At 57.5% G+C, this 21,218-nt stretch carries 19 protein-coding genes; 17 read left to right on the forward strand and 2 right to left on the reverse strand.

Translation table 11 applies throughout. The features are described 5' to 3' along the window. Positions 1 to 13: 13 nt before the first annotated feature. From argB to J2Z49_RS02715, 7 genes are all read left to right on the forward strand, one after another. Positions 14 to 901, forward strand: coding sequence for an acetylglutamate kinase (gene argB / locus J2Z49_RS02685; protein WP_307399621.1), 888 nt, complete (start codon positions 14 to 16; stop codon positions 899 to 901). Positions 902 to 929: 28 nt separating this feature from the next. Beyond that, positions 930 to 2,126, forward strand: a complete 1,197-nt coding sequence (locus J2Z49_RS02690; protein ID WP_307399623.1) for an acetylornithine transaminase — start codon at positions 930 to 932, stop codon at positions 2,124 to 2,126. Between the two features lie 53 nt (positions 2,127 to 2,179). Beyond that, positions 2,180 to 5,446, forward strand: a complete 3,267-nt coding sequence (carB, locus tag J2Z49_RS02695; RefSeq protein ID WP_307399625.1) for a carbamoyl-phosphate synthase large subunit — start codon at positions 2,180 to 2,182, stop codon at positions 5,444 to 5,446. A 298-nt stretch (positions 5,447 to 5,744) separates the two neighbouring features. Then, positions 5,745 to 6,680 carry an ornithine carbamoyltransferase gene (argF, locus tag J2Z49_RS02700; RefSeq protein WP_307399627.1) on the forward strand — a complete coding sequence of 312 codons (936 nt, stop codon included), beginning with the start codon at positions 5,745 to 5,747 and terminating at the stop codon, positions 6,678 to 6,680. Positions 6,681 to 6,757: 77 nt separating this feature from the next. After that, positions 6,758 to 7,963, forward strand: a complete 1,206-nt coding sequence (locus J2Z49_RS02705) for an argininosuccinate synthase (protein ID WP_307399629.1) — start codon at positions 6,758 to 6,760, stop codon at positions 7,961 to 7,963. 190 nt (positions 7,964 to 8,153) lie between these two features. Then, complete coding sequence (locus J2Z49_RS02710) at positions 8,154 to 8,525, forward strand: hypothetical protein (RefSeq protein ID WP_166343954.1); 372 nt, start codon at positions 8,154 to 8,156, stop codon at positions 8,523 to 8,525. Between the two features lie 20 nt (positions 8,526 to 8,545). Then, the gene (locus J2Z49_RS02715) at positions 8,546 to 9,388 is read left to right on the forward strand and encodes a CBS domain-containing protein (protein ID WP_307399631.1); all 843 of its coding nucleotides are present in this window, start codon (positions 8,546 to 8,548) and stop codon (positions 9,386 to 9,388) included. A 103-nt stretch (positions 9,389 to 9,491) separates the two neighbouring features. On the opposite strand, the gene J2Z49_RS02720 is transcribed toward J2Z49_RS02715, so the two are convergent. Then, a complete protein-coding gene (locus tag J2Z49_RS02720) occupies positions 9,492 to 9,740 on the reverse strand; it encodes a hypothetical protein (RefSeq protein ID WP_307399633.1) in 249 nt (82 codons plus the stop codon). Positions 9,741 to 10,154: 414 nt separating this feature from the next. Between J2Z49_RS02720 and J2Z49_RS02725 the strand changes: the two genes are divergently transcribed. The 7 genes from J2Z49_RS02725 (at position 10,155) to J2Z49_RS02755 (ending at position 16,213) form a co-directional block, all read left to right on the forward strand. Continuing rightward, positions 10,155 to 10,853, forward strand: coding sequence for a zinc dependent phospholipase C family protein (locus J2Z49_RS02725; protein ID WP_307399635.1), 699 nt, complete (start codon positions 10,155 to 10,157; stop codon positions 10,851 to 10,853). An 80-nt stretch (positions 10,854 to 10,933) separates the two neighbouring features. Continuing rightward, a complete protein-coding gene (locus J2Z49_RS02730) occupies positions 10,934 to 11,329 on the forward strand; it encodes a hypothetical protein (protein ID WP_307399636.1) in 396 nt (131 codons plus the stop codon). 18 nt (positions 11,330 to 11,347) lie between these two features. Next, entirely contained in the window at positions 11,348 to 11,566 is a 219-nt protein-coding gene (locus J2Z49_RS02735; RefSeq protein WP_307399638.1) for a hypothetical protein, read from the forward strand. A 202-nt stretch (positions 11,567 to 11,768) separates the two neighbouring features. Beyond that, on the forward strand, positions 11,769 to 13,496 hold the full coding sequence (ptsP, locus tag J2Z49_RS02740) for a phosphoenolpyruvate--protein phosphotransferase (RefSeq protein ID WP_307399640.1): 1,728 nt from the start codon (positions 11,769 to 11,771) through the stop codon (positions 13,494 to 13,496). Positions 13,497 to 13,552: 56 nt separating this feature from the next. After that, the gene (locus J2Z49_RS02745) at positions 13,553 to 14,464 is read left to right on the forward strand and encodes a quinate 5-dehydrogenase (RefSeq protein WP_307399642.1); all 912 of its coding nucleotides are present in this window, start codon (positions 13,553 to 13,555) and stop codon (positions 14,462 to 14,464) included. A 32-nt stretch (positions 14,465 to 14,496) separates the two neighbouring features. Then, positions 14,497 to 14,850, forward strand: coding sequence for an SCP2 sterol-binding domain-containing protein (locus tag J2Z49_RS02750; RefSeq protein ID WP_121452119.1), 354 nt, complete (start codon positions 14,497 to 14,499; stop codon positions 14,848 to 14,850). 1 nt (position 14,851) lies between these two features. Beyond that, positions 14,852 to 16,213, forward strand: a complete 1,362-nt coding sequence (locus J2Z49_RS02755) for an APC family permease (RefSeq protein ID WP_307399647.1) — start codon at positions 14,852 to 14,854, stop codon at positions 16,211 to 16,213. A 47-nt stretch (positions 16,214 to 16,260) separates the two neighbouring features. On the opposite strand, the gene J2Z49_RS02760 is transcribed toward J2Z49_RS02755, so the two are convergent. Next, positions 16,261 to 17,037, reverse strand: coding sequence for a L,D-transpeptidase family protein (locus J2Z49_RS02760; RefSeq protein ID WP_307399649.1), 777 nt, complete (start codon positions 17,035 to 17,037; stop codon positions 16,261 to 16,263). A 260-nt stretch (positions 17,038 to 17,297) separates the two neighbouring features. Between J2Z49_RS02760 and J2Z49_RS02765 the strand changes: the two genes are divergently transcribed. From J2Z49_RS02765 to J2Z49_RS02775, 3 genes are all read left to right on the forward strand, one after another. After that, positions 17,298 to 19,130 carry an N-acetylmuramoyl-L-alanine amidase gene (locus J2Z49_RS02765; RefSeq protein WP_307399651.1) on the forward strand — a complete coding sequence of 611 codons (1,833 nt, stop codon included), beginning with the start codon at positions 17,298 to 17,300 and terminating at the stop codon, positions 19,128 to 19,130. A gap of 199 nt (positions 19,131 to 19,329) precedes the next feature. After that, the gene (gene murI, locus J2Z49_RS02770) at positions 19,330 to 20,136 is read left to right on the forward strand and encodes a glutamate racemase (protein ID WP_307399653.1); all 807 of its coding nucleotides are present in this window, start codon (positions 19,330 to 19,332) and stop codon (positions 20,134 to 20,136) included. Positions 20,137 to 20,221: 85 nt separating this feature from the next. Next, the gene (locus J2Z49_RS02775) at positions 20,222 to 21,205 is read left to right on the forward strand and encodes a 2-hydroxyacyl-CoA dehydratase family protein (RefSeq protein WP_307399655.1); all 984 of its coding nucleotides are present in this window, start codon (positions 20,222 to 20,224) and stop codon (positions 21,203 to 21,205) included. Positions 21,206 to 21,218: the final 13 nt, after the last annotated feature.

Raw genomic sequence — 21,218 nt, forward strand, 5'->3', positions numbered from 1 at the left:
GGGAGGTATCCGATTGCTCAGCGCACAGGAGAAGGCGGCCATCCTGGTGGAGGCCCTGCCTTACATAAAGAAGTTCTACGGCAAGACCGTGGTTATCAAGTATGGCGGCCACGCCATGGTGGACTGCGGGCTGAAAAAGGCCGTGCTCACCGATGTGGTGCTGATGAAGTATGTGGGCATGCACCCGGTAATTGTCCACGGCGGAGGACCGGAAATTACGGCCATGCTCCAGAAGCTGGGCATTGAATCCCGCTTTGTGGGCGGCCTGCGGGTCACCGACGAGGAAACCATGGAAATAGTGGAAATGGTTCTGGCGGGCAAGTTGAACAAGGAAATCGTATCCCTGATCAACCGCATTGGCGGCAAGGCAGTGGGCCTTTCGGGTAAGGATGCCTGCCTGCTTCAGGCGGTGAAGAAACCCGGCAAGGTATACCAGCCCGACGGGACGGTGGAAATGGTGGACATCGGCTGCGTGGGACAGGTGAAAAAGGTCAACCCGGCCATCGTCAATACCTTGATCAATGAGGGCTATATTCCTGTGGTGGCTCCCGTGGCGGTGGGCCCCGAAGGGGAAAGCTACAACGTCAACGCCGATACCGCCGCCGGGGAGCTGGCGGTGGCCCTGGGTGCCGATAAATTAATTATCCTCACCGACGTGGAGGGCATTCTGGAGAACCGGGAAGACAAAGACTCCCTGCTTTCGGTGATCCGGGCGGACGATGTGCCTGATTTAATTGGCCGGGGTATTATTGACGGCGGCATGATTCCCAAGGTGGAATGCTGTACCCGGGCCCTTTACGGCGGCGTCAACACCACCCATATTCTGGACGGGCGGGTGCCCCACTCCATTTTGCTGGAAGTGTTCACGGACAAAGGCATCGGCACCATGGTGGTCCGGTAAAGCCAAAGCTTTCAGGAGGAATTGCAATATGACCACCGCGGAAATTATCGAGCTTACCGGTAAATACGTTATGCGTACCTACGGGCGCCTGCCCCTGGCCCTGGTGAGGGGGCAAGGGGCACGGGTGTGGGACGCGGAAGGGAAGGAGTACCTTGACTTTGTGGCCGGATTGGCCGTTTGCTCCCTGGGCCACTGTCACCCGGCGGTGGTAGAGGCCATAGCCTCCCAGGCCCGGAAATTGATGCATGTATCCAATCTGTACCATATTGAACCCCAGGCGAAACTGGCCCAATTGCTGGTGGAAAATTCCTGCGGGGATCGGGTGTTTTTCTGCAACAGCGGTGCCGAGGCCAACGAGGCGGCCATCAAGCTGGCCCGCAAGTACGGGAAAATCCACGGCGGGCAGGATAAGTATGAAATCATCACTGCCCTGAAATCCTTCCACGGGCGCACCCTGGCGGCCATCACCGCCACGGCCCAGCCCAAGTACCAGAAGGGGTTTGAGCCCCTTCCTGCCGGTTTTAAATACGTGCCCTTTAACGACGTGGAGGCCCTTCAGCAGGTCGTAAACCCCAACACCTGTGCGGTCCTCCTGGAGCCGGTACAGGGCGAGGGCGGGGTGAACGTGGCCACTTCCGAATACTTGAAGGCCGCCCGGGAGCTCTGTGACCGTTACAATGCCCTGTTGATCTTTGACGAAGTGCAGTGCGGCCTGGGGCGCACGGGCAAGTTCCTGGCCTACCAGCATTACGGTGTGGAGCCGGACATTTTTACCCTGGCCAAGGCCCTGGGCGGCGGGTTCCCCATCGGGGCCATGGTGGCGAAGGAAAAAGTGGCCGTCGCTTTTAGCCCCGGCGACCACGCCTCCACCTTCGGGGGCAACCCCCTGGCCTGTGCCGCGGCGCTGGCGGCCATGAGATGCCTGCTCCGTGAAGGTGTGATTGAGAATGCGGCCCGGGTGGGGGCGTATTTTAAGGAGCGCCTTTTAGAGCTGGCAGGACGTTTTCCCTTTATCCAGGAAGTGCGCGGCCTGGGGCTGATACTGGGTATGGAATTGACTATTGAAGGCAGGGACATCGTGGGCAAATGCCAGGATCGCGGTTTGTTAATCAACTGTGTGGATAACCACATTCTGCGCTTCATTCCGCCTCTGGTTATTACCAGGGCCGAGGTGGACGAGGCCGTGGAAATCCTGGCCGGCGTCCTGGCTGAGATGAAACAGTAAATTGAGTGAACCAGGTTACATGAAGCAGTTACTTTTGCAGCAGGAGGATAACCATGCCCAGGCGAAAGGACATCAAAAAGGTACTGGTCATCGGCTCCGGCCCCATCATTATCGGCCAGGCCGCGGAATTTGACTATGCCGGCACCCAGGCCTGCCGGGCCCTCAAAGAGGAAGGGGTTCAGGTGGTGCTGGTGAATTCCAACCCGGCCACCATCATGACCGACAGCCACATGGCCGACCAGATCTATATCGAGCCCCTCACCTGGCGGACCGTGACCCGCATAATCGAACGGGAGCGGCCCCAGGGCTTGCTGCCCACCCTGGGCGGTCAAACGGGGTTGAACCTGGCCGTGGAACTGGCCCGGCAAGGAGTGCTGGAAAAATACGGGGTGGAACTGCTGGGCACTTCCCTGGACAGCATTCGCCGGTCAGAGGACCGGGAGCTGTTCAAGGAAACCATGCTGGCCATAGGCGAACCGGTGCCCCCCAGCACCACGGTCACCAGCGTGGAGCAGGCCCTGGAGTTTGCCCGGGAAATCGGTTACCCCCTGATCGTCCGGCCCGCCTACACCCTGGGCGGTACCGGGGGCGGCATGGCCACAGGCCCGCAGGAACTGGAGGCCATCGTCCACCGGGGGCTGGTGATGAGCCCCATCGGCCAGGTGCTGCTGGAAAAGAGCGTAGCCGGCTGGAAGGAAATAGAGTACGAAGTGATGCGGGACGGGGCCGACAACTGCATCACCATCTGCAATATGGAAAACATCGACCCCATTGGCATCCATACCGGGGACAGCATCGTGGTGGCCCCATCCCAGACCCTGGCCGACAAGGAATACCAGTTGTTGCGCTCCGCCGCCCTGAAGATCATCCGGGCCTTGAAGGTGGAAGGGGGTTGCAACGTCCAGTTTGCCCTGGACCCGGAAAGCTTCCGCTATTACGTGATTGAGGTCAACCCCCGGGTGAGCCGTTCCAGTGCCCTGGCCTCCAAGGCCACCGGTTATCCCATAGCCCGCACGGCGGCCAAGATAGCCATCGGCCTGAGGCTGGACGAGATCATCAACCCGGTGACGGGGAAAACCTGTGCCTGCTTTGAACCGGCCCTGGACTATGTGGTGGTCAAGATACCCCGCTGGCCCTTTGACAAGTTCAGCAGTGCGGACCGCACCCTGGGTACCCAGATGAAGGCCACCGGCGAGGTAATGGCCATTGACCGCACCTTTGAAGGGGCCCTGCTCAAGGCGGTGCGCTCCCTGGAAATTGGCGTGGACAGCCTGCAGTGGAAGGGCTCGGGCAGCTGGAGCGAAATGGAGCTGCAGCAATTGCTTTCCCGTCCTAACGACCTGCGCTTGTTTGCCATTGCCGAAGCTTTCCGCCGGGCCTGGGCCATGCGGGAAATCTTTCAACTTACGGCCATAGACTACTTCTTCCTGGAGAAAATAAAAAACATCGTGGTTCTGGAAGGAGAGCTGCGGGCGGCCGGCGGCAACCCATCCCCCGGGTTGCTGCGGCGGGCCAAGGCATGCGGTTTTGCCGACAGCCATATCGGTCGCCTGACCGGTTTGGATTTTGACCGGGTGCGGGCGTTACGAAAAGAGTATGGCATTGTTCCGGCCTACAAGATGGTGGATACCTGTGCCGCGGAATTTGAGGCCGCCACCCCCTATTACTATTCCACCTACGATACCGTGGATGAGGTTGCGGTGTCTTCCCGGCCTAAAGTAATTGTCCTCGGTTCGGGGCCGATCCGGATCGGTCAGGGCATTGAGTTTGATTACTGTTCGGTACATTCGGTTTGGGGTTTGCAGGCCGAAGGGGTGGAGGCCATCATCATCAACAACAACCCGGAGACGGTGAGTACCGATTTTGATACCGCCGACCGGCTTTATTTTGAGCCCCTGACCCTGGAGGACGTCCTCAATGTGGTGGAGAAGGAGAAGCCCCTGGGGGTGATCGTCCAGTTCGGTGGCCAGACGGCCATCAACCTGGCCGGGGAACTGGCCGCCCGGGGGGTAAAGGTGCTGGGCACGCCCGTGGAATCCATTGACGCCGCCGAAGACCGGGAAAAATTCAGCACCCTTTTGTCCAGCCTGGGCATTCCCCAGACCGAGGGGGGCACTGCGTTTACCGTGGAACAGGCCCGGCAAATCGCCGAGGGTCTGGGTTACCCGGTGCTGGTGCGGCCTTCTTACGTGCTGGGCGGGCGAGCCATGGAGATTGTTCACAACACTCCGGAACTGCTAAAATATATGGAAACTGCGGTGCAGGTTTCACCGCGCCACCCGGTGCTGATCGACAAATACATCCGGGGCCGGGAAGTGGAGATCGACGGCATAGGGGACGGCAGGGATATTTTCATCCCCGGCATTATGGAGCACATCGAGCGGGCCGGGGTGCATTCGGGGGACAGCATGGCCGTTTACCCACCCCAGAACCTCACCCCGGCGCAGATAGAGCAGGTGGTGGACTACACCCTGCAGATTGGCCGGGCGCTGGAGGTGTGCGGGCTTTTAAACATCCAGTACGTGGTGGCCAGAGACGGTATCTATGTCCTGGAAGTGAACCCCCGGGCCTCCCGGACCGTGCCCATTTTGAGCAAGGTGACGGCCGTGCCCATGGTGCAGGTGGCCACCCGGGCCATGCTGGGCAAAAGGCTGGCCGAGCAGGGATACGGGTCGGGCCTGGGCAGGGCTTCGGATTATGTAACCGTGAAGGCGCCGGTCTTTTCCTTTGAAAAGCTGGGCGAGGTGGAAATTTCCCTGGGTCCGGAAATGAAATCCACCGGGGAGGTCATGGGGGTGGACCGCACATTCCCCGGGGCACTTTACAAGGCTATGGTGGCCGCCGGTTTAAGTCCCTTTTCGGGTATAAACGGCGCAAAATCGCCCGGTGGATCTGTTCCTGCCGCGCCAAAAGCGGTGCTGGTTTCCCTGGCCGACCGGGATAAAGTCGAGGCGCTGCCCGTGATCCGCCAGTATGCCGCCCTGGGTTACACTCTTTATGCCACCGGTGGGACGGCCGGGGCCATTGCCGCCGCCGGCATGCCCGTGCAGGAAGTGGAGGATGTGGCGGGCCTATTGCGTTCGGGTGCGGTGAACCTGGTCATCAACACTCCCACCCGGGGCAAGCACCCCGCCCGGCCCGGTTTCCGCCTGCGCCGCACCGCCGCCGAGTACCGGGTTCCCTGCCTGACGTCCCTGGATACCGCGCGGGCGCTGGCAATGGTGCTGCAGTGCCTGAAGCAGGGGGAGGAGCCGGACCCGGTAAGCGTGCGGGAATTTACCGCCGGGATGCTGGCCCGGGAGCGCGGGGCCTTGCCGTAAGAGTGAATGTTCAGCAAAACCGTTATGACGAGGATGCGGTGCTGTCCGGAGCGAACGACTTGCGAAGCGCCGGTAACAGCACCCGGCAACCCAGCACTCACCGGCAAAAATGCTCATTCCAAGGCAAATGCAAAAGGTAGTAGAAAATATGGCCTCCGCCGAATAGCTTATTCAGTGAGTGCTGGGCGGCCCGAAGCGAGCCGCGGTGCTGTCGGCGCGAAGTATATGAGTGAGCGGGACAACGCCGTGCCTGAAGCGGGTTGACCTATTTTGAACCTGTAAAGGAAGGGATAATCCAGTGAAGGAAAATTTTAAAGGCCGGGATCTTCTCTCCCTGCATGATTTCACTCCGGAAGAGATTATCACCATCCTGGACCTGGCCGATGACTTGAAGTCCAAACAAAAAAGGGGTATTCCCCACCCTTACCTGGCCGGGAAGACCCTGGGCATGATCTTTCAAAAATCGTCCACCCGCACCCGGGTTTCCTTTGAAGTGGCCATGTACCAGCTTGGGGGCTACGCCCTGTACCTCAATGCCAGCGAGCTGCAGCTAGGCCGGGGGGAGTCAATTGCCGATACCGCCCGGGTGCTTTCCCGCTACCTGGACGGGATTATGATCCGCACCTACGCCCAGGCGGATGTGGAGGAACTGGCCCGTTACGCCGACATCCCGGTGATCAACGGCCTGACCGACCTGTTGCACCCGTGCCAGGTCCTGGCCGATTTGCAGACCATCCGGGAGCATAAAGGCAGGCTGGCCGGCTTAAAGCTGGCCTATGTCGGGGACGGCAACAACGTCTGTCACTCCCTGCTTTTCGGCTGTGCCAAGACGGGCATGCACATCAGCGTGGCCTCACCCCCCGGTTATCAGCCCAGGGCGGAAATTGTGGAGGCGGCCAGGGCCGACGCTTCGTCAACCGGCAGCCGCATCGAAATTCTTACCGATCCGGTGGCGGCAGTTGCGGAGGCGGATGTGGTGGTCACCGATGTCTGGGCCAGCATGGGACAGGAACAGGAAAGTGAACAGCGAAAGAAGGTTTTTGCTCCCTACCAGGTAAATGAAGAACTGGTGCGCCACGCCAAACCGGACTTTATCTTCTTGCACTGCCTGCCGGCCCACCGGGATGAAGAAGTAACGGCTGAGATCATTGACGGGACCCACTCGGTAGTCTGGGACGAGGCGGAAAACCGCCTGCATGCCCAGAAGGCCGTACTGGCCCTGGTAATGGCGTGATATGTTCCGGATTACACGCACGCCCCTGATCCTGGCCATTGAAAAAAATTATTTCCAAAGGAGCGTTTAATAACGTTATGAAAAAAGTAGTGCTTGCCTATTCGGGGGGGCTGGACACCTCCATCATCATCCCCTGGCTCAAAGAAAATTACGGTTACGAAGTCATTGCCATGGTAGCCGACCTGGGGCAGGGGGAGGAACTGGCCCCGCTGGAGGAAAAGGCCATTAAAAGCGGCGCCAGCAAGATCTACATTGAGGACGTAAAGCGGGAATTTATCGAAGAATACATTTTCCCCACCTTGCGGGCGGGGGCCATTTACGAGGGTAAATACCTCCTGGGCACCTCCATGGCCCGGCCTTTGATTGCCAAAAAGCTGGTAGAGGTGGCCGAAAGGGAAGGAGCGGAGGCCGTGGCCCACGGCGCAACCGGCAAGGGAAACGACCAGGTGCGCTTTGAGCTTTCGGTGAAAGCGCTGAATCCCGACCTCAAGATTATCGCCCCCTGGCGCGAATGGAACATCCGTTCCCGGGAGGATGCCATTGACTACGCCCAGGCCCGGGGTATTCCCGTTCCCGTGACCAGGGAACGCCCTTACAGCATGGACCGTAACATCTGGCACTTGAGCCATGAGGGGGGGGATCTGGAGGACCCGGCCAAGGAACCGCCCGATGATGTGCTCCTGCTGACTACACCGCCGGAAAAGGCGCCGGACCGGCCTGCTTACGTGGAAATTTATTTTGAAAAGGGTATACCGAGGAAAGTAAACGGGGAATCCCTGGACCCGGTGGCGCTGCTGGAAAAATTAAATGGCCTGGGGGGCGCCAACGGCATAGGCGTGGTAGATATGGTGGAAAACCGCCTGGTGGGTATGAAGTCCCGCGGTGTATACGAAACCCCCGGTGGCACCATCCTCTACCTGGCCCACCGGGAGCTGGAAAGTATATGCCTTGACCGGATGACCATGCATTTCAAAGAACTGGTGGCCGCCCGTTATGCCGAGCTGGTGTATGACGGCGTGTGGTTCTCTCCTTTACGGGAAGCCCTGGACGCATTTGTGGAGGTAACCCAGCGTACGGTAACCGGCACGGTGCGCATGAAGCTCTACAAAGGCAACTGCACCCCCGCGGGGATTAGTTCGCCCTATTCACTCTACAATCCGGAACTGGCCACCTTCAGCCGGGATGAGATTTACAATCAGGCCGATGCTGCCGGGTTTATAAACCTTTTCGGTTTGCCGTTAAAGGTGCGGGCGTTGATGGAGAAGAAGGCGGGGTTGAGGTAAATTGTGGCGTGCTGGCCTGTAAATTTGAAGTGGCGGCCGGGCTTAAAAAAGCGGCCGCTTTTTTGCTTAAATTATCCGGGGTACCTGAACCGGGGGAATCGGGTAGATATGTCTTGTTAAATTTCGAGCGTACTGTATACTATACAGAGAAGGGTTATTTCACCTGAAAGGGAGAGGAAGGTGTAACCAGGTGTCCTCCAGGCCCCCCTTTGCTTCCCATTCATCTGAGCCGGTTCGCAGAGCCGAGGTGACCATTCGTTTATCCGAATTTGAAATCCCGCCCATGCAGGACGTGCTGCTGGTAGGGAAAAGGGCGCCCATTGGTCCAGAAGCGGTGAGACGGATGGTGGATGCCCTGACGCCGGAGCAGTACGACATTATTTACCTTGACCACGAAATTTTCGAGGCAGCGGTGCTGAAGAGGTCATTATTGAAATTTCTTCCCCAGGAGAAATTTCTGCCGGTCATCCTGGAAGAGGGGATGAGGGTTGCTACCGAAAATACAGTAGTAAAAGCCCAGGTAAACATTGTGGTGCAGGTGAACAGGGCGGTGGATTTATAGTGTTTTGTGCAGGCGACATTATGCATAAAAATCCAGTCACCATTGGTCCTTTTGAAAGTGTCGGCCGGGCGGCGGCCCTGATGAACCAGCTTAAAATAGGTGGCCTCCCGGTGGTGGAAAAGGGAAAGCTTGTGGGTATTATAACCTCCAGGGATGTCAGGTACTGCCACCCCAACCGGCTGGTGGCCGATGCCATGAGCAGGAATGTAGTTACCGTTTCGCCGGAGTGTTCTTTTTGGGAAGCAAAGGAGATAATGGAAAGCCATGGAATTGAACGGCTGGTGGTGGTGAGGGATGGGCGTACGGTGGGCATAATCACAAAATCCCGGCTTTATGCCGAGATAGGCAAACATGTGGACGCCCTTACAGGTCTGAACCGGGCTGAATTCCTGCAGCATAAAGCGGCGGAGTTATTGCAGAGCGGGCAGGAGATTACTATTATTTTTTTAGACCTGGACAACTTCGGGACGATAGACAAAGAGTTCGGCCACGTTATCGGGGATGAGATTTTGCAGCAGGTAGGGAAAATTTTAAAAAGCGTCATCGCCGAAGGGCTTGATTACCTGTGCCGCTATGCGGGCGATGAGTTTGCAGTGGTGACCGTCAGGCCGCTGGAAGAAGCGAAACAGTTGTCCTGGCAGATGATAAAGGCGCTTGCCGGTGCCAGTTGGCCGCAGGGAATACATGTTACCGCATCGGCAGGTGTGGCCGGCGGGCGGCGGTCACGGGTGCGTGGGGAACCCAATGGCACTCACAATGTACGGGATCTGATTAATCTCGCCAGTTTGGCCTCTACCAAGGCAAAAAGAGAAAAACGCCCGGTGGTTGTAGCCGGGTGGGTGGAACTGGAAGAGGTGGGATGATAGTCTACCTTTAATCATTGAAAAGTAAACCTGCGTAAACCTGAAGGTTAAACCTCTAATTTTGGGGAGCCGGAAATGTCGTGGAAAAGTTGCCGGCAGCTTTTCAATGCTGGTTTGTACGGAAGAGTTTTTTATACCGTTCCGGGTAGTTGCGGGGAGGGTCCAGCTCCCGCAGGGTCTTGACAATATTTTCTATACTCTCCCCGGAATTCAACAGATGAAACAAGGTTCTTTCATTCACATAAACGCTGCTGCCGTCCTGGAATTGAACAAAGTACTTGCTCGTTCCCGGCACAGGAGTAGCCTTAATACCGGCTTCAGCAAAAAACCTGAAATTTTGTACAAGTGCCATGGTGCCACCTCCAACGGGGGGTTTATGAGTTTTATCATACGCATTCTTTGTGAAAAAGGAATTCTCTTGCGCCCAATGAACTAAATTGGCCTTTTTCCGGTGATTGTGAAACGTTAGCCTTCTTACAAGATGTATGCACTGAATGTCCCCGTTGTTCACCACGCTTTCACTGGCTCATCCCGGCCGGGGGAAGGATGCCGGAACCAATTTCCCTGATTATAATTTTAACATATAGCTGTTAAAAGGCAAGCTTATTTGTGAAAAAAATCTCATGTTCTCCCGCTTGCTGTAGCAATTGTTAACGTAAAATTAATTTTACGTAGGCGAGCAGTACAAATGATAAAAGGGGTTTGCCCGTTTCATGGAGAATATCAACATGGTCACTTTCTGGTAAAACAACAATGAGGTGGGGAAATGAAACTTCACGTTGCCAGGTGGACCCATCCGGTGGCCGCTGCCTCCCGTTATTTGTTTTCCATACACCTTCCTTTACAGGTGCTGGGAGCCAGTGATACCCATGTTTTTTGCAATGAACAGGGGCGGGCCATTCTTTACCACGATGGCCACAGGGAGTGTGCCCGGTTAATCAACCGGTTTGCCGACCAACTGGATGCCGGGGTCACCTGGGCAGACCGGGGCCTGCGCAGCACCACCCATCATTTTGATCCCCGGCGGGGGGTGGGGGTATGGGCGTGGGCAAATGCTGCCCAGAAATGCAGGCAGTATTTCGACAGGGCGCTATTGTTCTGGCGCCGGGGAAAATATCGCAAGTCTTTATTCATGCTCGGTGCAGCCGTACACCTGGTGCAGGATGCCTGTGTGCCCCATCACGCCTGCTGCCAGCTCTTTGACGGGCACCTGGATTATGAAAAGTGGGTTAAGGGGCGAAAGCATTATTACCGCGTGGGCTCGGGAGGCCTGTACCACCTTGGCCACACCCCTGAAGAATGGGTGGCGGCCAATGCCTGGGAGGCCAGGGAATATTATCCCCTGGTCCGGGCCCCCTCCGATGAAGAAAGTTACCACCAGGCCACGAGCATCCTCCTTCCCCGGGCCCAGCGTTCTACAGCCGGGTTTTTGCTCTTTTTTTACCGGCACATACAGCGGGGATAGCAGCAACCGTACATGCTGCTTTTGCATGATCTTCAGGGCTGGCGGTCATAATAACGGGAAAGAAGGCGGGAGTGATGGTGATGCAACTTTCTCAAGGAGAGCGCTCCATCCTGGCCTACTTTCCTTCCAGCACCGGCGCCCGGCGGGCCATGGAAGAATTGAGATCTGCCGGTTATGATACCGTCAGCCTGGACCGGGTGTCCCGCTTCGGAGTGGATGACGATGCTGAAATCAATAATCCCATCGCCGGCCGGGCGGAAACCATTACCGGGTTGACCCTTTTTTCTGCCGGTACCGACAGCCTGTCCAACAGCGAATCCCGGGTCCTCAAGGCGGCGGATCCTTCGGTTGGCGGGATGGCCGCATATGACTACGGCACGGCGGGAGGGCGGGCGTTTCTCGTAACGGTTGTTACCAGTGAAGATAAGGTCCAGGGAGCCGTGGACATACTGGAAAAACACGGGGCGCAGGTTTAATGGGGGGGGGGTAAGGGCATGGATCGCCGGAGGAAGGATGGCTTTGAACCGCCGCAAAGCTTTGATGAAGCGGTGGAACGTATCCGCGAAAAGGTGGAAGCCCCTGTACTGTCACCGGCGCAGGCGGCCCTGTGGCGTTCGGGTTATCTAAAGGGCTCCGATGAGGCCCTGGCCCTGCTGGAACGGGCCAGGCAGGACAAAAAAGAGGTCGTTCCGGGGGTTAGCGATGAAATGTAAGCGGGAGGCTTTGATCCTCCCGTTTCTGTTTTTGGGGGTTAAATTTTTTTCTGGTTGTTCGAAAGGCAGGAATAGAAGCCAGTCACGTCGAAGTTAAAATTAAATATATTAGAAGTAGCAGCTTTAATCGTGTCAATGATGCCAGCAACTGCTGGCCATTTTTGTTCTCCGTACATAACATTAAGTTCAGGGGGGTAGCGAAATGCTAAAAGGAATTGCCGGGGCACCGGGGATTGCGATTGGCAGGGCCTTCATCTTCCGTCCGGAACAACTGGAGTTTGAACGGAAAAACATTTCGCCGCAGGAAATTGATCAGGAGCTCGTCCGCCTGCAGCATGCCCTCCGGCAGGCCCACCAGGAACTGGCCGGCATTTACGCCCGGGCCATGTCTGATCTGGGCCGGGACCGGGCGGGCACCTTCCATGCCCAGTTGATGATCTTAGAAGATGCCGCCTTTGAATCCGAGGTCATCAGTCTCATCCGGTCCGGTGTAAACGTGGAAGGTGCCGTAGGCGAGGTGGTGACCAACTACGTGCAGATGTTTGAGGATTCGGGAGATGAGTACCTCCGTGAGCGGGCAGCCGATTACAGGGATGTGGGGTGCCGTTTGTTGCGCATTTTGCTCGGCCAGTCCTGGACGCCGGTGCCGCGCCTGAAAGAAGATTCCGTTGTGGTGGCCCGGGATTTAAGCGCCCCCGACAGCATGCAGCTGGACCGTTCCCGCATTCTCGGCCTGGCCATTGAAAGGGGCGGGCGGACCTGTACGGCCTGCATCCTGGCCCGGTCCCTGGAAATACCGGCCGTGGTGGGTTTGGGCCGCTTCGTACACCGGGTGCAAAACGGAGATCTCATCATCGTCGATGGCAGCAAAGGTACGGTTATCCTCAATCCCGATCCGGCCACGGTAGCCGAGTACCAGCACCGGCGGGAGACCTACCTGGCCTGTAAAAAAGAAATGCAGATGCTTTCCGACCTCCCGGCGGAAACCCGGGACGGTTACCGGGTTCAACTCCTGGCCAATATCGATCATCCCGGGGAAGTGGCCAGCGCCCTGGCCCAGGGGGCGGAAGGAATCGGGCTGTTCCGTACCGAGCATCTCTTCCTGGGCCGGGATACCATGCCCAGCGAGGACGAGCAATTTGAGTTTTACGTGCAGGTAGTACAAAAGATGCGGGGAAAACCGGTGGTCATCCGCACCCTTGACTATGCCGGTCCCTCAAGCCCGTTTTTCCAGCCCATGCACTATGAACCCAATCCCTTTTTGGGCTGCCGGGGTATAAGATTAAATTTAAACTTCGAGGAAATCTTTAATACCCAGATCAGGGCAATCCTGCGGGCCAGTGCCTTCGGCAGGGTAAAGGTGATGTTCCCCCTCATTTCCCGGGTTGAAGATTTGCGCCGGGTCAAGGCCATGCTGCGCCAGGCACAGGAAGAACTGCAGCTGGCCGGGAAAAAATTCGACCCCCGGATCGAGGTGGGCCTGCTGGTGGAAGTGCCATCCGCCGCCCTGACCGCAGAGCTTTTTGCCCCCGAGGTTGACTTCTACAGCATTGGTACCAACGACCTGGTGCAGTATACCCTGGCGGTGGACCGGGCCAGTGCGGGGATTAATCCCCTGCACCAGGTTTTACACCCCGCCATCCTGCGCCTGGTTAAGAACGTCATTGACGTGGCCCGTAACAGCCGCAAGAAGGTGGCCATGTGCGGGGAAATGGCGGGGGAACCCCTGGCCACCATGCTCCTTCTGGGTTTGGGATTGGACCAGTTCAGTGCCGCTGCAGGCTCACTGCCGGAAATTAAAAAAGTAATCCGGGCGGTTACTTTAAAGGAAGCCCGGGAGGTGGCCCTGCAGGCCCTGCAGTTATCGGCACCGGAAGAGGTTCGCCGCTTTTTAGAACAGGAGATGAAAAGCCGCCGCTTGTATTTTTAGCTCTATTTGGTTACAATGGTTAAGGATCAGCGTGTTTGGGAAATGGAGGTCTTTTTTTGAAACGAGTGGTCAGTGTCAGCCTGGGTTCTTCCCGGCGGGATCACCGGGTGGAAGTAGAGCTTTTGGGCGAGCGCTTTGAGATCAGCCGCCGGGGTACCGACGGGGATTTCGACCGGGCCATCCAGTTGCTTAAAGAACTGGACGGTAAGGTGGATGCCATCGGGCTGGGTGGGATTGACGTCTACCTGTACGCCGGCAAGACCCGCTATGTGGTCCGGGATGGCAGAAAGCTTATGGATGCCGTCCAGAAGACCCCGGTTGTGGACGGCAGCGGTTTGAAAAATACCCTGGAAAGGGAAACGGTCTATTACCTGCGGGAGCATACGGATTTACTTCCCCCCGGTACCAGGGTGCTGATGGTCAGTGCGGTGGATCGCTTCGGCATGGCCGAGGCTTTTGCCGAACTGGGCTGCCATCTTACCTTTGGCGACCTCATTTTTGCAGCCGGTATACCCTATCCAATTCACACCGTACAGGAACTGGAAGAACTGGCGGCCAGGTTGCTGCCGGAAATGTCCAAACTGCCCTTTCATATGCTCTACCCCACCGGGAAGAAACAGGAAACCCAGGATGAAGAAAAAGTTAAGAAATTCGGCCACTATTACCGGGAAGCACAGGTAATTGCCGGGGATTATCACCTGGTGCGCCGCTACATGCCCCAGCTTGACGGGCAGACTATTATTACCAATACTACCACCGCTGATGACGTGGCCTTTTTAAAAGAAAAGGGAGCGGGCTGCCTGGTGACCACCACGCCCGAATTTCAGGGGCGCTCCTTTGGCACCAATGTCATGGAAGCGGTTCTGGTGGCCCTGCTGCAAAAACCCTGGGAAGAAATTACTCCCCGGGATTACCTGGATCTTTTAAGTCGTCTGGACTTTAAACCCCGGGTGGTGTACTTGCGCTAGAACCCACAGTATCTATCTGGAGGTAGGCATCTTTGGCCAGTCACGAAGAAATTACTGCCAGCCTCCTGGCCTTTCAGGAGGGTTACAACAAGAACGAGCGGTTGAAAATAATGAACCGGGACTGGGACCGGGTGGTCCTGGTGCAGGCCAACGACATCCCTTCCCAGCACACCCTGGAATTGCGGAACGGGGAATTATCAGTGCGGGAAGGGGCGCCGCCCCGGGCCGATCTGACGGTAATTGCCGACAGCGAGACCCTGGCGGACCTTTTTTACGGTGATATCACCCCTACCGAACCATACATGAACGGTACGCTGAAGATCATCGGTTCCGAGGATGATATTGTGCGGCTCGATTTTATCTCCCTGATGATCTGGGGTGAGTGAAATGGGTTTAAAACGGGTGCTCACCCTGCGTACCGTGATTGCAACCAGTGCTGGCCTCACCCTGGCCAGTTCCTCTTTTGTGGCCGCCGTGCAGGTGGCCGGTTTTCTGGCCGGGGATACCGCCTGGCTGGCCATTCTTACCGGCGGTTTATTGTGCCTGGGAGCCGCGTCCTGTTTTTCCGAACTAAATGCCCGCCTCCCCTCCGCCGCCGGCATCCGGCTCTATTTTTCCCGGGCCTTCAACGACCGGCTGGCCCTTACCGTTTCCCTTTTGTATATGGCGGTGGTGATGGGGGTGGTGGGGGCCGAAAGCTACGTTTTAGCTTCCGTCCTCAGTTCCGCCCTGCCGGCGGTACCGCCCCTGGTCTGGATTGTGACCATGTACCTGGTGGTTACAGGCATGAATATCCGGGGAATTAAGATTGCCGGTGCCTTCCAGGACCTGATCACCTACGGGCTCATGGGGTCCCTGCTGGTGCTGGCCTTTATCGCCCTGGGCAGGGTGGGGTTTCAGCTCACAGCACCCCTGGCCCCGGGCGGCGCCCTGGCCTTCATTAACGCCGTGGCGGTGGGGGTTTTTCTCTTTGTTGGTTTCGAGTGGGTAACCCCGCTGGCCGAGGAAGTCACCCACAGCCGCCTGGTGTCCCGGGGCATGCTTCTGGCGGTTGGATTGTTGAGCGTGGTTTATGCCCTTTTTACCGTGGCCATGACCGCGTCATGCTCCCGGGAGGCACTGGTGGCCTCACCCGCCCCCCAGGTGGTTTTTGCCCGCACCGTTTTGGGGCCGGCGGGAGTGTTCTGGATGGTGGTTTTGAGCCTTGCCGCTTCCATCACCACCTTTAATGCGGGTTTAATCAGCGTCTCCCGCTTTATTTACGCCTCCGCCCGAGAGTATGTCCTGCCGCCCGTCTTTTCCCGCCTGAGCATGCGCTTTTTTACACCCTGGGTGGCCATCCTCACCGTCTTTGCAGCCGGTGTGACCATATCTCTAGTGGTACTGGCAACCCACCGTTACCTGGTGCTGGTGAACCTGGCGGCCGCCATGGAGTCGGTGGTTTACGCCCTGGCGGGTCTGGCGGTGATCCGGTTGAGGCAAAAGGAACCGCAAGCTGAGTGTCCCTACCGGGTAAAAGGAGGGGTGTTTGTTCCCGCTATCACCGCGCTGGTTTTTGCCGGGCTGGCCGTGGCGGTGATGTTCACGAACTTTTATGTGAGCCTTTACCTGCTGGCTGGTTTTATCATCCTGTGGTGGTACGTCCACCAGGTGGTACCGGTTTTGAAAAGCAAATACCAGCCTCGCCGGCCGTCCCGTCGCCGCCGCCCGGTGGCCGAACCGGCCGACGCCGGGTGCAAGAAAACCTAGCCCCCTCAAACGGGGGGTACTATTTTTACCCAAACCACAATCCGTAGCTAAAACCCAAGCGCCCGGTAGGCCGGTTTGTCGATCACGTTGTCCCGGGAAAGGCCGTGCATGGCCCGGAAACGGTAAACGCTTTCTTCCATGTCCCAGCGCCAGGTGCCGTCGGTCTTGCCTTTGAACAACCCCAGCCGGGTTAGCGTCCGCTGGACCTCCATGACGTCGGAGCCGCAGAAGTCCCGGCGCAGGTCGCGGAAAGGCGGCTCCCGGTAGGTAAAGGGGTTGCCAATAATGATTACCTGTGCCCCTACGGGAACCAGGGGATACAGTTCCTCCACGTCCCGGTTGTGCATGCGGATGCACCCGTGGCTGGCATAGCTGCCGATAGACCAGGGCTTGTTGGTGCCGTGGATGCCGTAGAGACCCCAGGGGACGTCCAGTCCCAGCCAGCGGGAGCCAAAGCCCGTCCCCCAGTGCATGGCCTTGCGCACTACCCGGAAGCTGCCCAGGGGGGTGGGCGTCTCGAACCTGCCCACGGCCACGGGATACTGGCGGTGGGGCCGGCCGTCAAATAAGACCGTTAAGGTGCGCCGGGTGGTATCGATGAGGATGCTTACATCCTTGGCCGGAGGCCTGTCCTGCCGGCTGGCGGTTGGCCCGGTGGCAATCCGGCCAAGGGCGTTCCAGGTGGCCGGGATCTGGAGGATTTGTTCCTGTTCGCAGCAGCAGCGTTCAAAAGACCGTGTTTTCCCACTGGCCGGCACGGTCCCGTGAAGCAGGAATAAAAGTAATGTCAGAAAAAAACAGAACTTCTTTCCCGTCTTGCCCACCCCCGTTTTAGCCGGCGGCTTTCCCTTAGTTATTTGCCCCCTGCCATTTTATATGCGTCATGTATTTTGTGCCCCGTCCATTTCCATCCCAACGCCCCGCCCCTGTTTCCCGGTGTGTAGCGGAAAAATATAACCAGAAAAGGACCAGCAGAGGCAGGCGGTCCTTTTTTTGATTTTTCTCTGGCAGGATTTCCAGAATTAATGGAGAATCCCTTATCCAGCGTGTCAAATCATGTTGAACAATGGCTGGAGTTGGGAGGATGAAGAAAGGGAAACTGTGTCGAGCGTTGTTCCGTGGGGCGGTTACCTGCCTGACCGCAGGTTTTTTGTTGCTTTCCGGGCCGGCCAGTTCCCCGGCCGGTGGAGTGCAGGAAGTCGTTTTTAAAGTGGGGGAAAAGAACTATTTCGTAAATGAAAAAAGTTTTACCATGGATGCCTCGCCCTTTATTGAACAGGGACGGACCTATGTGCCTTTGCGTTACCTGGCTCTGGCCCTGAATGTGGCTGAAAAGGATATCCAGTGGGATGAAAATACCAGGACCGTTTTGTTAACCAGAGACAGTGTTACGGTAAAGCTTACGGTGGGTAGCAAGACTATTACGGTAAACGGGCAGGCGAAGACTATAGATATGGCCCCGGTGATCAGGGACGGGCGCAGCTACCTGCCCGCCCGCCATGTGGCCGAGGCTTTAGGCTACCGGGTGGAATGGAACCAGCAAAACCGTACCGTCCGGGTGGAACCGGCCGCTCCGCCGGGAAGCGGGCAGTCCAGCTCCGGTGGTATGGGGCAGGTAGTCGTACAGGGCAACGGGGTTAATGTACGCAGCGGTCCCGGCCTGGAACACCCGGTGGTGACCCGGGTAAACCGTGGTGAACGCCTGGCGGTGTTGGGGAAGGTTCCCGACTGGTACCAGGTGCAGTTGCCCGGTGGAGGAACGGGCTGGATTGTAGCCTGGTATGTCCTGGAGGAAGGTCAAAGTACCGGTGGGAGGGACAGCCCCATTGCCGGAGAACCGGTACCGGGGGATGATATCTCCCGGGGGTCGCCCGGCGGGCGTCCCCAGCCGGGGGATGGTAGCAATCAGGGCCAGGACCGGAGCGGTTCACCTGGACAGCAGCAGCCAGGAGCTCCTTCGCCGCCGGGGAACGGGGATACCGGTGGTAATGGGGGAGAACAGAGCCAGGGGACGGCCTTAACCCGGCTTGAAGTTACCCCTGCGGGTAAGGTTACCCGGGTGACGGTGACGGCCGAAGGGGCCATGACTTACCATGTATTCAAGTTGACTTCCCCCGACCGCCTGGTAGTGGACTTGACGGGTGTACACCCGGGCAATGTGCCGCCGGAAATGTCCGTAAATACGGAGGCGGTGAACAAGTTGCGCGTGGGCTGGTTCAGCAAGTCCCCCGATGTTACCCGCCTGGTCTTTGACCTGACAAGGCCTGTGCGCTACCGGGCCGGCCTGTCCGCGGACGGGAGAACGCTGGAAATGCAAATCTATATCCCGGATCCCGGTGATGTTTTGCGGGATGTGGTTATTGCCGTTGATCCCGGCCACGGGGGGCCGGATCCCGGTGCTCTGGGCAACGGCTTAAAGGAAAAAGATATAACCTTGAGAATGGCCCAGCGGGTGGCCGACTTGCTCTCGGCAAAGGGAGCCAGCCCCTTACTGACCCGCAATGCCGATTATGAAGTGGGCCTGTACGAGCGGACGGACATGGCCAACCGGGCGGGAGCAGAAATTTTTGTCAGCATTCATATCAACGCCAACGTCAGCCCCGCCGTTTCCGGCACGGCTACCTATATCCTCAGCCCTGCCGGGGGAGGAGATCCCAACCGCCGGGAGGAAAGCCGCAAACTGGCCAGTCATATCCAGGCCCAACTGGTACAAAGGCTCGGTTTGGAAAATGACGGGGTTTTGGAGGCCAATTTTGCCGTCCTGCGCACCTCGGTAATGCCGGCGGTGCTGGTGGAAGTAGCCTACATCAGCAATCCCCAGGAGGCCGCCCTGTTGACCCAGGACTGGTTTGTGGAGGAGACCGCACAGGGCATAGTCCAGGGTATTGCGGATTATTTAAGTGAGCGCTGGGGCTGAGGAAGCGGCAATTAGTTACTTTCCAGAAGAAAAAATCTGTGTTATGATGATACAGGTCCTTTCACGGGCCTGTCTTTTTTGAACCGGGAAGGTATCCTTGAACGGGTAAGATCACGCATGGTTGAATAAATATAAGATAGTACTATATAAGATGGTACTATCTGAACATAATTAAGAGAGATAAGGAGAGGGCCTAAAATTGAGCGATTCCAGGCCAATTGGTCTTTTTGATTCGGGAGTAGGGGGACTCACCGTTTCACGGCAGGTTTTTCGCCTGATGCCCGGGGAATCCACCGTTTATTTTGGAGACAACGCCCATGTACCCTACGGACCTCGCAAGCCGGAAGAATTGATTGGGTTTGCCGAGGGCATCCTCACCTTCCTGGTGTCCTGCGGGGTGAAATACGTGATTTTTGCTTGCAACACCAACTCTTCCATTTCTCTGCCCGTGGTCAGGGAACGCTATGCGGTGCCCATGATCGGCCTGATCGAGCCGGGGGTAAGGGAAGCGGTACGGGTGAGTACCGGGGGGCGCATTGGGATCATTGCCACGGAAGCCACCATCAAAAGCGGCGCTTACCAGCGGGCTTTGAAGGCTTTAAATGCGGATCTGGCGGTGTTCGGCCAGGCTGCTCCCCGCCTGGTACCTCTGGTGGAGGCGGGCCGGGCCGGCACCAGGGAGGCCCTGGAGGCGGTGTCCGAGTATGTACAGCCATTGAAACAGGCCGGCATAGATACCTTGATTCTAGGCTGCACCCATTATCCGTTTCTGGAATCTGAATTTCGGGAGGTGCTCGGCCCGGAGGTAAAACTGGTGGATCCTGCGGAAGCCACCACCATGGCCGCCCGGGAGGAGATGTCCCGTCTGGGGTTGTTAAACAATCCCGGCGGCTGCCCGGTGCAGCACCGTTACTTTGTCAGCGGTGACCCCCGGGCATTTAAAGAAACGGCCCGCCTTTTTTTAGGGGAGGATATTCCATCCGTCAAGCAGGTAAAACTTGACTGAAGGTCGAATTCAGCGGGCGGCAATGAAAAATTTAGTTATTTGGTGACATGGTGTGGTTGACAAGAGCAATGGGAGGGGAACCAGTGTGAAGTCCCGCCGGGTAGGCATTACCACCACCGTGCCCGTGGAGGTGATTTACGCCGCGGGTTGCATCCCGGTGGATTTAAACAACGTATTCATTACCGATCCCAACCCCCGGGGGTTGGTGGAGGAAGCGGAGCTGGCCGGCTACCCCCGCAATGTTTGCGCCTGGATCAAGGGGCTTTACAGCACTGTCCTGCGCCACCGGGATATCCGTACCCTGGTGGCGGTCACCCAGGGGGACTGCAGCAATACCCATGCCCTGATGGAAACCCTGGAGTTGGTTGGGGTGGAAGTGATTCCCTTTGCCTACCCCTTTGGCCGCGACCGGGATCTCTTGGCCCTGCAAATGGAAAAACTCATGGACCGCTTTGGAGTGGACTGGGCCGCGGTTAACCGCGCCCGGGAGCGCCTGGATCAAATCCGGCGCAAGGTGTGGGAGATCGACCGGCTCACCTGGCAGGAAAACCTGGTGGGAGGGTGGGACAACCACCTCTACCAAGTCAATTGCAGCGATTTTAAAGGAGACCCGGACGCATTTGAGCAGGAAGTGGATGACTTTTTAGCCCGCCTGAAGGGAGCACGGCCCCGCCGGGAAAAAATTCGCCTGGCTTACATCGGCGTACCCCCGATCATGGACGATCTTTACGATTACCTGGAGGAGCGGGGCGCCCGGGTGGTTTATAACGAAACCCAGCGCCAGTTCACCCTGCCCTTTGAGACAGAGGATCTGGTGGAGCGCTACCGGTTGTACAGCTACCCGTACGGCATCTTTTACCGCCTGGAAGATATCATCCGGGAAGTGGAAAGGCGCCGGGTGCACGGTGTCATCCACTACGCCCAGAGTTTTTGCTTCCGCCAGATTGAGGATTTAATTGTACGGCAGAGGCTCAAGCTCCCCATCCTTACCCTGGAGGGGGACAAGCCCAACCGTCTGGATGCCCGCACCCGCATGCGCCTGGATGCCTTCATTGAAATGTTGCAGTAACGAGGTGTATCCC

Origin of the sequence: Desulfofundulus luciae, assembly GCF_030813795.1 — a bacterium.
Classification (GTDB): domain Bacteria; phylum Bacillota; class Desulfotomaculia; order Desulfotomaculales; family Desulfovirgulaceae; genus Desulfofundulus; species Desulfofundulus luciae.